This window comes from bacterium, from assembly GCA_036382775.1.
Taxonomy (GTDB): Bacteria; Hydrothermota; Tepidihabitantia; order SM23-42; family JAOAFX01; genus DASVHD01.
The window spans coordinates 270,259-281,836 of sequence record DASVHD010000035.1 but is presented as its reverse complement, the minus strand read 5'-3'; the positions used below and the strand labels follow the sequence as shown (position 1 = coordinate 281,836).

Below are 11,578 nucleotides of genomic sequence, written 5' to 3'. Positions count from 1 at the left end.
GACAAGCTTATTAAATGGCATAGAATCTGCCTGTGGAGCGAGGAATATGTATGGCATATGAGACATACGCACGTTTGATACAGACGATTATGTCCTGTCAGTACGAGCCTACAACATGAGGTGAGTATGAATGAACCTACCATCATCTGTCCTAAGTGCAAGACCGAGATTAAGCTGACCGAATCTCTGGCAGCTCCGATTATCGAGACTGCCCGGCGCGAGTATGAGCAGCTTATCGCCGAGAAAGAACGCGATATTGCAAAACGTGAAACATCATTGCGGGACCGCGAAGCGGTGTTGTCTAGGGATAAAGCGTCCATTGAAGAACAACTTGCTGAAAGACTGCAACAGGAGCGTCAAAAGATAGTGGCTGATGAAGCTAAAAAGGCCAAACTCATCTCAGCCACCGAGCTTGAACAAAAGGGAAAAGAGATCGCAGATCTTCAAGAAGTTCTAAAGCAACGGAATGAAAAGCTCGCCGAAGCGCAGAAAGCGCAAACCGAACTCATCCGCAAACAGCGGGAGCTTGATGACACAAAACGCGAGCTGGATTTGACCGTGGAAAAAAGGGTCCAGGAAGGTCTCGCTGGCATTCGCGAGCAAGCGCGCAAAGAAGTGGAAGAGAAGCTTAATCTCAAAGTGATGGAGAAGGAGCAGACGATTATTTCGATGCAGAAGCAGATCGAAGACCTCAAACGGCGATCCGAACAGGGATCGCAACAGCTGCAAGGGGAAGTGCAGGAAATCGCGCTCGAGTCACTATTGCATGCGCAGTTTCCGGGAGACACGATTGAGCCGGTACCCAAGGGCGAATACGGCGGCGATGTATTGCACATAGTAATAGGACCGTACGGTAAGATCTGTGGTACGATTTTATGGGAATGCAAAAGAACCAAGAATTGGTCAGATGGCTGGCTTGTCAAGCTCCGTGAAGACCAGCGGGAAGCGAAAGCCGAAATCGCTATAATTGTCAGTCAAGTACTTCCAAAGAGCGTTGAGACTTTCGATTTGATCGACGACGTGTGGGTAACTCACCCAAGGGGTGCACTTCCGATTGCCGTAATGCTTCGCCACACATTGATTGAAGTGGCGTCAGCCCGTCAGGCTACTGAGGGTCAGCAGACCAAGATGGAGATGATCTATCAGTATCTAACCGGCCCGCGGTTTCGCCAGCGCATCATGGCAATTGTCGAAGCGTTCTCTACAATGAAGGAGGATCTCGACAGGGAGAAGAAAGCCATCACGAAACAGTGGGCAAAGCGCGAGGAACAGATCGAGCGCGTCATGCAGTCTACAGTCGGAATGTACGGCGACATGCAGGGTATTGCCGGCAAGTCGCTGCAGGAAATCGAGGGGCTTGACATGAAAGCGCTTGAAGATCACAGTGATGCGGAGGAGAAAGATGAGTGATCGATCCAAGCTTATACGGATGACTATCAAGAACTTCGGGTGCGTAGGGAATGACGGATTGACTGTAGAACTCGATAAGATAGTCTGTCTGGTTGGTGCAAATAACACGGGTAAATCAACAGTCCTGCGGGCGTACGAGGCAGCGGTAAACCAACTCGAATTGAAGAGGGAAGACATTAATTCAGGTGCCGGTGAGCAGCCAGCGAGCATTGAACTATGGGTGCACATTCCGCAAGGCGCTGGTAACGTCGGGGAGGATTGGAAAGAAAAGGTTGAGGATCTTTTATTGGTCAGATCCAAGTGGGAATGGTCTCCTGCCGGAGGGAAACCAGTCCGTACAACTTGGAACCCATCTGCTAATGAATATGCTGCGGATGGTAAGGCATCGGGGCTGGATAATGTTTTCAATAGCCGCCTGCCAAAGCCATTCCGTATTGGTGCGCTGGAAGATCCTGAAGAAGAACACAAGAAGCTGCTGACGCTCGTACTTGAACCCGTGGCTAACAAGCTCAAGGGGCTTATGGGAGAAGAAGATTCGATGTTGCGCAAGAATCTACTTGCGCTTAAGGCTGAGGCCGAGAAACCTGTAGAGGAATTTCGAAAAGATATCGAAGCCATCGAATCCCAAATCAACAAATCCTACCGAAATATCTTCAGTGCCGCAGAAATAAAGCTTACTGTTTCGCTTGGAGATATTGCATTTAAGCCCGACGAGTATCTTCGCGCGGCTTCGCGGATTGATGTATCAGAGCCACATGGACGCACTCGCTGGGATCAACAAGGCACCGGATCGAAACGCGCTCTCTTCTGGTTGATGCTACAGGTTCGATCCGCCCTGAACCGTATTGCTGAAGAGCGCAGGAAGACTGAAGCAACACTCAAGAAGAAGGAAAAAGATCTAGCGGAGCTTAATAAAAAACTTCCCACACTTAAGAAGCAAGATGCGATAGACAGATGCAAAAGCGAGATAGAGTCACTCAATAATGAATGTGCGTCTTTAAAGGAATCAGCGAGTAGAAGTACATCAACGGCTGATTCTTTCTTGCCTGGATACATGCTCTTGATAGAGGAACCTGAGACAGCACTTCACCCAAGCGCAGTGCGTGCCGCGAAGGAACATCTTTACTCACTCGCGGACGATGATGGTTGGCAAGTGATGCTGAGTACACACCACCCGGCATTTGTCGATCCACTAAAGGATCATACAACGATTGTTCGCTTACATCGCCCAGAAATACGCCTTGCTCCAAATGTCTATCGCGCCGACACACTCGCGTTCTCGCCTGAGGAAAAGGACAATCTTAAGCGACTTCTGATTTTCGACACCACCGTTGCCGAGATGTTCTTCGGTTGCATGGTTGTGATCGTAGAGGGAGATACCGAATTTGCTGCGTTTGAAGAGATGATGCGGCGCGAAACAACGCAATACCCTCTGGATAGTCGACCATTGTTGCTTCGCGCCCGCGGGAAAGCAACCATACCCACACTAATCAAAATGTTGGTGCATTTCAAAATGGATTTCGCTGTTCTTCACGACACTGACCGACGAAAATGCAGCGATGGACTAAAGGACAATCCCGCTTACTCAGTAAACGCGGCGATAGCCAAGGCTGTAGGCGAGGGGCGGGTCAATGGCTGCAAAATTGTCCACCGCTGCAGCTGCCCTGGTTTCGAGCAACATCACGGTATGAAGCTGCCACGGAAAGACAAACCATATCATGCATGGATTGCAGTAACCAGTGACAATAAGATAGGCTCCAGCGTTCGAGAAGTCCTTAACATCCTCCTTGGTAAGATAAGCAGCGACCCGTCCGACAATGAGGACGGACAGCGCTATGAAACGTTGTATAACGCATGGGAAAATAAGAATAATGGTAGCAAACTTGATGAAGATGTAGAATGACAGTTCAAGAGCCCACCCATAAGTAGGGGACCGACCATTTAGAATGAAATATGGTAAATGATGGCTAAAACCAAACTAGAGTTGACCTGGATTGGGAAGGAAAACCGCCCGAAACTGGAGCCGCGAATCCTCGTCGAGGACACGGCCAAGTCGCACCATGCGCCGTTTCGCACAGGCAAGGGTGACATCTTTGACAACCGGCTGATCTTCGGCGACAACCTCCTCGCACTCAAAGCGCTGGAACAGGAGTTCACGGGGAAGATCAAGTGCATTTACATCGACCCGCCCTACAACACCAGTCAAGCGGTGGAGAACTATGACGATGGCCTTGAGCATTCAATATGGCTTTCACTCATGCGAGAGCGGTTCGTCATTCTGCGAAAGCTATTGACTCCAGATGGAGTTCTCTTTTGCCAACTAAACGATGATGAGATGGCATACGGCAAAGTGCTTCTTGATGAAGTGTTCGGACGCCCGAACTTTCTGAATCAAGTTACCGTCCAAATGAAACTTGCTGCAGGTGCAAGCGGTGGCGGTGAAGACAAAAAACTCAAGAAGAATGTGGAATACATTCTTGTATATGTGAATGATATTGCATCCGAACAAGGATTTGAGAGCTTTAACGATGTGTATGACGAGGTGGACTTGTTTGCGCTCATCGCTGAAATGGAAGAACAGGAAAAGAGTTGGAAATATACAAGCATTTTGTTGAGCGAAGGAGAATTTGTTGAGGATCGCACGATATTCGACGCAGCTGGGGAACCGATAAAAGTACGAAAATACAAGAACCTCAAGCGAACTACTGTAAACGGTTTGATAAAGGAGTCTGATGGGCGACTAGACAGAGAAGCCGTTTACAGTGAGTACTTCGAGCATATCTTCTCCGACACGAATGCTCAAACGAGCATAAGGACTCGTATCATGGAGGAGTTCTCGAGTCTGTCTAACGACGAGATCCTCATTGCCTCCTATGTCCCGCGTTCAGGTCGAGACAGGGGCAAGCTTGTCCAACATTATTACATTAGCCCAACAATCCGTCGTGTGATTTGGCTCAAAGATAGTGCCGAAAGGCGTGGCGACAGATTGATCAAGAAAGAAAAACTGGGGACGTATTGGAGTGGTTTCCCATTGAATAATCTTACAAAAGAAGGGGGCGTAAGATTTCCACATGGCAAGAAGCCAGAGGCCCTGATAAGTCTTGTTTTGGAGTTAGCCACGACTTCCGGCGACTGGGTTCTCGACTCGTTCGCCGGTTCCGGCACGACCGGCGCGGTGGCGCACAAGATGGGGCGCCGCTGGATCATGGTTGAGCTGGGCGAGCATTGTCATACCCACATCATCCCGCGCCTGAAGAAAGTGATTGACGGCGAGGACAAGGGCGGTATCACCGAGGCCGTGGGCTGGAAAGGCGGCGGCGGATTTCGCTACTACCGCCTTGCGCCGTCCCTCCTGGAAAAAGATGAATTTGGCAACTGGATCATTAGCAAGCAGTACAACCCGTCCATGCTGGCCGAAGCCATATGCAAGCTGGAAGGCTTCATCTACGCCCCAAGCGACACCGCTTACTGGCAGCACGGGCACTCCACCGAGACCGACTTTATCTATGTGACCACGCAGACCTTGACTCGGGAGCAGTTGCAGAAGCTTTCGGATGAGGTCGGTGAGGGCCGGAGTTTGCTCATCATGTGCGGTGCGTTCCGGGTGAAGAACCTCGATGAGTTTCCCAATTTGACAGTAAAGAAAATCCCGAAAGCGGTCCTCAACCGCTGCGAATGGGGCAGAGACGACTACAGCTTAGAGATCGAGAACCTGCCGCTGAAGAACGATGAGCCATCTGCAATCAGCGGTCAGGCCGCAGAAGGGAAGGAGAGGTCCAGGGCCGAGCGTCGCGCCCAAGTTGAGGCATCACTTTTTGACCTGCCGCATGAAGAGAAAAAACCGTGAAGCGCAGGATGGACAAGATGAAGACAACATCAAGAATGTATGATCGCATCCGGCGGATTCTGGAATCGGCCAGGAGCCGCGTCGCCCGTTCGGTGAATACGACCCAGGTCATCGCGAACTGGTTGATCGGACGCGAGATTGTGGAGGAGGAGCAAAAGGGAAAAGCCAGAGCTGGTTATGGACAGAAGCTCTTAACTGAATTGTCCGCGCGAATTACGGTCGAGTTTGGAAAAGGATATTCCGTTAATAACCTTGAGCACTTTCGTGACTTCTATTTAACCTATCCGGAGTTGATGGGGTCAATTCCCCACGCAGTGCGTGGGGAATTGGCGGATGGTTCTGTATCCGGCAGGACTGGAAAATCCCACGCACTGCGTGACAAATTCGATGCGATAGGACGTAGGCCTTGGAAACCCGGCCGCCTTCATCCGAATATATCCTGGACCCATTACCGTACGCTCTTGCGAGTGGATAAGGCGGAGGCTCGTTCGTTTTACGAGATCGAGGCGATCAAGAACAACTGGGCGGCGCGGGAACTGGAACGGCAGATCAACAGCCTGCTCTATGAACGGCTTGCTCTGAGCCGGGACAAGAAAGGTCTGATGCGTCTTTCCATGAAGGGTCAAGAAGTGCAGAAACCTATTGATGTATTCAAGGATCCGGTGGTAATGGAATTCCTTGGCCTGCCAGAATCTCCGAAGTTGGTTGAAACCGATCTTGAACAGGCTTTGATCGATGATTTGAAATCCTTCCTGCTGGAATTGGGGAAGGGCTTCGCTTTTGTGACACGGCAGGAGCGACTCACGCTTGACGGCGATCACTTCTACATCGACCTGGTCTTCTACCACACAGTCTTGAAATGCTATGTGATCATCGATCTCAAGACCGGCAAGCTTACCCATCAGGATTTAGGACAACTCCAACTGTACGTGAACTACTACGATCGTGAACGCCGGACCGCTGGCGATAACCCGACTTTGGGATTGATTCTTTGCGCCGATAAGAACGACACGGTCGTGCGCTACACCCTCGGCAAGGATCAGAGGAAGACGATATTCGCCAGCCGCTACAAGCTCCATCTGCCCAGCGAGGCGGAGCTACGGGCCGAACTGCGGCGTGAAGTGAGGGCGCTCGCCGCCCCGACGAAGAAGGAAGGGGTATCATAATAAACCCGCATGTCAACACAATTGCTAACCGGCTCAGCCTGCGTGCGCCTCAGCGCGAGTCCCTGGAGATTCTCGCTAGGGTCTGCGATCTCATTCCCCTGGAGAAAAACGCCGATGTTACCGAAGCGGTCAAGGTGATCCAGGTCGAATTCCCGACGGTAACCGACTTCGAGCGGGATTTCCCTTCGCTTTGCTTTGCATTAGCGACTGGTGTGGGTAAGACCAGACTGATGGGTGCATTCATCGCGTATCTCTTCAAAGCCGAGAGCATTCGGCATTTTTTCGTGCTTGCCCCGAACCTGACCATCTATAACAAGCTTGTCACCGACTTCACGCCCAACACGCCCAAGTATGTGTTCCAAGGCATCGCCGATTTCGCCGTGGAACCGCCGGAGATCATCACCGGTGACAACTTCGAGAGCGGCCGCGGGCTTCGGGTAAAAACACTCTTCGGCACGGACGAAAGGGTACATGTTAACATATTCAATGTATCGAAAATTACCAGTACAGAAACGCCAAAGGGAGCGGCCAAGAGCAGTATTCCGCGTTTCCGACGGCTTCAGGAGTGTATTGGCCAGAGTTATTTCGACTTCCTCGCGAAGCTTGATGATCTGGTGTTGCTCATGGATGAGTCCCACCGTTATCGGGCATCGGCGGGTATGAAAGCCATCAGCGAGTTAAAACCTATCCTTGGTTTGGAACTTACGGCTACACCGCATGTGGAACGCGGTGGTGGGACCCAGCCGTTCCGGAATGTTATCTACGCTTACCCGCTCTCTAACGCTATGACGGATGGGTTCGTCAAGGAACCCGCGGTGGCAACACGCGAGAACTTCGAGGCGAAGAACTACGATGATGTCGGCTTAGAGCGATTGAAACTCGAGGATGGAGTCAGGATTCACGAGAACACGAAAGCCGAACTGGAGGTTTATGCCCGCGAAAGCGGAAGGTCAGCGGTGAAGCCGTTCATGCTTGTTATTGCGCGTGATACCGGGCATGCCGATGCGCTCATGAAGATCATCGAGGACGAGGCTTTCTTCGAGGGGCGATACAAGGGGAAAGTCATCCAGGTTCATTCCATGCAGAGCGGCGAGGAGAGGGATGAGACCATCGAGAGGCTCATTAATGTGGAGAAGCCGGACAACGTGACCGAAATCGTCATCCACGTGAATATGCTCAAGGAAGGTTGGGACGTCACCAACCTCTATACCATTGTTCCACTCCGCGCTGCCAACTCGAAGACGTTGGTGGAACAATCAATCGGACGTGGTTTACGTCTGCCTTATGGGAAGCGCACCGGAGTGGCGGTGGTTGACCGCCTGACTATTGTCTCGCACGACAAGTTCCAGGAGATCGTGGATTATGCCAACAGCCCTGATTCGATCATCCGGGGTGGTATGAAAGTTGTTTATATCGGCGATGAGAGGCCCAGAGTCATGGTGGTCGAGCCGGAGACAGTGAATCGGATTCAACCTTCAGTGATCAGCTATGAGCCGTCAGCCAACAGCGGTCAGGCATTGGTGGCGAGGGAAAGGCCATCGAGTTTTGTGACCACGCGAGAACGGGAGGCGGCAAAGATCACTCAGGATGTGATCCATCAGGGGTTTGAACACCTGCCAGTCTCTGCCGACCTAACCAAGCCGGAGATCATGAAGCAGATAACCGAGAAGGTGAAAGAAATGATCACCTCGGTACAGAAGGAACTGGAGGGGATCGTCGAGCCGGTTAACATGGATGATGTCGTGGCCAAGACCATCACGATGTGGACCGAGTTTTCGATTGATATTCCCCGCATCACGGTTCAGCCAGTCGGCGGTGTGACGCGGCGATACCGGGAATTCCAACTCGACCTCGCGGCAGTGCGACCTGAGCCGGTGGACAACGAGATTCTCATCCAGGAATTGCACCGAAGGGAACAGCACCGCCTCTTGAGTGGCACCGGCATCGTGCCCGAGGAAAACCTCGAAGACTACCTTGTGCGGGGCCTTATGGATTTCAATGATATCTGTTACGACGATCATTCGGCGTTGCTTTATGGACTGGGGAGGCAGGTCGTCGCACATCTCCGGTCGTACCTCAAGAACGAGGCAGAAGTGCTCAACGTTCTGCAGTATCACCAGCAGACGCTGGTCAATCTAGTCCACGGCCAGATGCAGGACCACTACGAGGAGAAGGCGGCGGATTATGAGGCACACGTGAGCAGGGGCTTCACGACGCTCCGGCCCAACAACTACTTGGTCCCTGCCGGGGAAACCGAGCGGAACTACCGCGCGCCGGTTTCCGATAAGCAAGACATCCGGAAGATGCTGTTTGCCGGATTCGGCAAGTGCCTGTACCGGATCCAGAAGTTCGATTCGGACTCCGAGCGTCGTTTCGCGGTTGTCCTGGAAAATGACAAGGAAGTGCTTAAGTGGTTCAAGCCCGCCAGGGGTGACCTCCCGATTCACTACGCCGGCGAAGCATCTTACGAACCGGACTTCGTGGTCGAGACCAAGACGGCGAAGTTCGTATGTGAAGTGAAGGCCGCGAATGAGATGAACGATGCAGAAGTGTTGGTCAAAGCCAAAGCCGCCGCGGCATGGTGCGTTCACGCAACCGCCCATGCGCAGAAACATGGCGGAAAACCATGGTCTTATTTGCTCATTCCGCACGATGCAATCGCAGAAAACAAATCAATGCAAGGGTTGGCTGCGACCTATACCTATCATAAGACAGCAGGTCCTTGATTATCATAAACTGATGAGATCCTTCGCTCCGCTCAGGATGAAAGAGCGGGGATTAACGGGAAGGTGAAATAATCAACGATTACGCCCGCAACGGAATCTTAACCCGCAGGAGCCCGTGTTCATAGAATGCTCTTCCGCGTTCCGGCACGACCGGATGTTTAAAAAAGAGGTATTTCGCGTACTTTATAGTGCTGGATGATGCGGAAACAACCAGGGAACTCATCGTCACTTTTAAAGTGATGTTCTCCCTTCGTACGCCCGGCAGAACGATCTCGATCGTGATGATATTTTCATCATGGTCTATGTATTCACAGACTTCGGGTTCCTGCTTTTCTAAGTTTTCTAAGAATGTAACCATGTCATCTCCTATCTCTATATACAGCAAATTTCGTGCCTGATTCCATTAAAAAAAGACTTGATATTGCGAATGAAAAAACAGTCGAATAAAGCGAATGAGAAGAAAATAGGACAGTATGCACAAAAATTAGCCAGTCAAGTCAAATCTTGACCGACTGCGGCAGTTATATATAATGAACACAGATCAAGATCTTTGTGACTGGAGGAAAACATGGCTCACTGGACAGAAAGGTTTTTCGTAAAGGACGGCAGGCTCTGGCTGTATGTCATGGACCAGGCCTGGAAACATGCGCCATTGGCAGTACGCGGGATCGTTCGTATCCTGAGAAAAAACCGTATCCGCAAGGGCAGCCAAATACTGGAGATCGCCTGCGGCAACGGCCGGATCTGCACGGGTCTGGCAAAAAAGGGATTCAAAGTGACCGGGATCGATATCAGCCCGCTGTATATCGAAGACGCGCGGATAAAAGCGAAGAAACTAAAAATTAAGAATATTGATTACTTATGCGGCGATATCCGCTCACTTGATAAGCACGTCAAAGGCAAGTTCGACGTGGTGATCAGCATTTTTACCGCGATCGGTTATTATGACAGGAAAACCGACGAGCGGATCTTCAAGAAGGTCGCGCGCCTGCTCAAGCCGAAAGGTCTTTTTCTGGTGCTCAATACAATGTCCCGCGAAAGGCTGCTGAATATTTATTGCAGCTGCATTTATGATGATATCGGCGACTATGTCATTCTCCATAATGGTAAATTCGACCGGCCCCACTCTTACAATGACGAAACCTGGACATTCTATAAGAAAACTGGTAAAAATTTGAGACACGTCGATAAACTCGCGTTGCGCCTGCGGATCTATGGCGCGAATGAGATCGTTGATATGGCTGAGAAAGCCGGGATGGAATTCGTTGAAGCTTATGACCTGTTATCCACGCTCCAGCCGCCAAAACAAGACAGCGGGATCAATATGGTGTTTAGAAAGGTCAGGAAAAAGTAGATCAGTTAGAAATAATTATATGCGCAAGCGATTTGATATGCAAATCCTCCTCTTAATCCCCCTTTACTAAAGGGGGAAGAAGGGGGATTATGATTTAATTATGGTGAAAAATCCGTCCGGTGAAGAAAACAAATATTTGTTCAATCAAAAATATATTGGCCGTTTCGGTCTACATGAAATTTTAATAAACGGTGATATTTTTTAAAAACATCATAACCCTGTTTTAAATTATCCCAGAAATCCATCAGGGTCGTGTCTGTGGACGCGTACTCGGTCAGACCGGCCATGCCTGAGCTGTCCATGACTGCCGGGAAAAGATAAACGGGTATCCGTTTTTGACCGGCAGATCTTGTGTCCACGCCGATGATATAAAGTTCCTCGATCGCTTCATTGCCGATCGGGATGCAGCCGATGGTGCAGGACATGCCATGGATCAGGATCCGTCCGCCCAGGTTGCCGCGCTCGCCCAGGATGCTGTCCGAGCGATTGGGATAATTGAGCCGCAAAGATAAATGGAACTCTGACCAGGGGTTGAAATTTATGATCTGGTAAAACCCCTCAGGGATTTGCAGGTCGCCCTGTTTTCTTTTAGGACCCAAAACGCCGGAAAAGCCGGTGAAAGGGTAGGTCTTTATGTGTGTAAACAATGATGATGAATCGTTCTGCGCCCAGAGTTCAAGGACCTGCTCCTGTTTGAAGCCGCGGATAAGGATGCGATACGGCGGATAATCAATGTTTATGCTGTCAAAAAGTTGTCGTATCAGCGGCTCGCACCGTTCCCGCGTATCATGTACGCGCGAATACTGGTTTTGTTGGTTTTTGAACGAAGCTTGTCCATTAAGAACAGCCACCAGGATGATCAAGATACCAGTGACCGTGACGGCCGTCTGTTGTTTATTTAATAATCTCATTGAGGCTATTTTACATGGCAAGCAGTGTCTGTCAAGCGCCGGACCGATCCGGCATGTTGACTTTGAGATCAGGTTATTTATAATACTAAGTTGGATTTGATCGTAAAATATATCAAATTCCATGCATTGGGAATATTTACAGACCGAGTTTGTATTATCAGATA

At 50.4% G+C, this 11,578-nt stretch carries 8 protein-coding genes; 6 read left to right on the top strand and 2 right to left on the bottom strand.

Translation table 11 applies throughout. The features are described from left to right. The first annotated feature begins 126 nt into the window (after window positions 1-126). The 5 genes from VF399_08825 to VF399_08805 all read left to right on the top strand — a co-directional run bounded on the left by VF399_08825 (window position 127) and on the right by VF399_08805 (window position 9,149). Window positions 127-1,410: a DUF2130 domain-containing protein gene (locus VF399_08825; protein ID HEX7320443.1), complete on the top strand. Its 1,284-nt coding sequence runs from the start codon at window positions 127-129 to the stop codon at window positions 1,408-1,410. After that, the gene (locus VF399_08820; GenBank protein ID HEX7320442.1) at window positions 1,403-3,313 is read left to right on the top strand and encodes an AAA family ATPase; all 1,911 of its coding nucleotides are present in this window, start codon (window positions 1,403-1,405) and stop codon (window positions 3,311-3,313) included. Before VF399_08825 ends, VF399_08820 begins: the two co-directional genes overlap by 8 nt. 60 nt (window positions 3,314-3,373) lie before the next feature. Beyond that, complete coding sequence (locus VF399_08815; protein ID HEX7320441.1) at window positions 3,374-5,257, top strand: site-specific DNA-methyltransferase; 1,884 nt, start codon at window positions 3,374-3,376, stop codon at window positions 5,255-5,257. A 17-nt stretch (window positions 5,258-5,274) separates the two neighbouring features. After that, complete coding sequence (locus VF399_08810) at window positions 5,275-6,423, top strand: PDDEXK nuclease domain-containing protein (protein ID HEX7320440.1); 1,149 nt, start codon at window positions 5,275-5,277, stop codon at window positions 6,421-6,423. Between the two features lie 134 nt (window positions 6,424-6,557). Then, a complete protein-coding gene (locus tag VF399_08805; protein HEX7320439.1) occupies window positions 6,558-9,149 on the top strand; it encodes a DEAD/DEAH box helicase family protein in 2,592 nt (863 codons plus the stop codon). Between the two features lie 79 nt (window positions 9,150-9,228). On the opposite strand, the gene VF399_08800 is transcribed toward VF399_08805, so the two are convergent. Further along, entirely contained in the window at window positions 9,229-9,507 is a 279-nt protein-coding gene (locus VF399_08800; GenBank protein HEX7320438.1) for an Hsp20/alpha crystallin family protein, read from the bottom strand. Window positions 9,508-9,717: 210 nt separating this feature from the next. On the opposite strand from VF399_08800, the gene VF399_08795 reads away from it, so the two are divergent. Next, window positions 9,718-10,503 (top strand): class I SAM-dependent methyltransferase, encoded by a 786-nt coding sequence (locus VF399_08795; GenBank protein ID HEX7320437.1) that lies wholly within the window; start codon window positions 9,718-9,720, stop codon window positions 10,501-10,503. A 140-nt stretch (window positions 10,504-10,643) separates the two neighbouring features. On the opposite strand, the gene VF399_08790 is transcribed toward VF399_08795, so the two are convergent. Further along, a complete protein-coding gene (locus VF399_08790) occupies window positions 10,644-11,414 on the bottom strand; it encodes a hypothetical protein (protein HEX7320436.1) in 771 nt (256 codons plus the stop codon). Window positions 11,415-11,578: the final 164 nt, after the last annotated feature.

Excerpts from the sequence above, each read along its gene's own strand:
- VF399_08825 (HEX7320443.1), top strand. The coding sequence starts at position 127 with ATGAATGAACCTACCATCATCTGTCCTAAGTGCAAGACCGAGATTAAG.
- VF399_08820 (HEX7320442.1), top strand. The coding sequence starts at position 1,403 with ATGAGTGATCGATCCAAGCTTATACGGATGACTATCAAGAACTTCGGG.
- VF399_08815 (HEX7320441.1), top strand. The coding sequence starts at position 3,374 with ATGGCTAAAACCAAACTAGAGTTGACCTGGATTGGGAAGGAAAACCGC.
- VF399_08810 (HEX7320440.1), top strand. The coding sequence starts at position 5,275 with ATGAAGACAACATCAAGAATGTATGATCGCATCCGGCGGATTCTGGAA.
- VF399_08800 (HEX7320438.1), bottom strand. The coding sequence starts at position 9,507 with ATGGTTACATTCTTAGAAAACTTAGAAAAGCAGGAACCCGAAGTCTGT.
- VF399_08795 (HEX7320437.1), top strand. The coding sequence starts at position 9,718 with ATGGCTCACTGGACAGAAAGGTTTTTCGTAAAGGACGGCAGGCTCTGG.
- VF399_08790 (HEX7320436.1), bottom strand. The coding sequence starts at position 11,414 with ATGAGATTATTAAATAAACAACAGACGGCCGTCACGGTCACTGGTATC.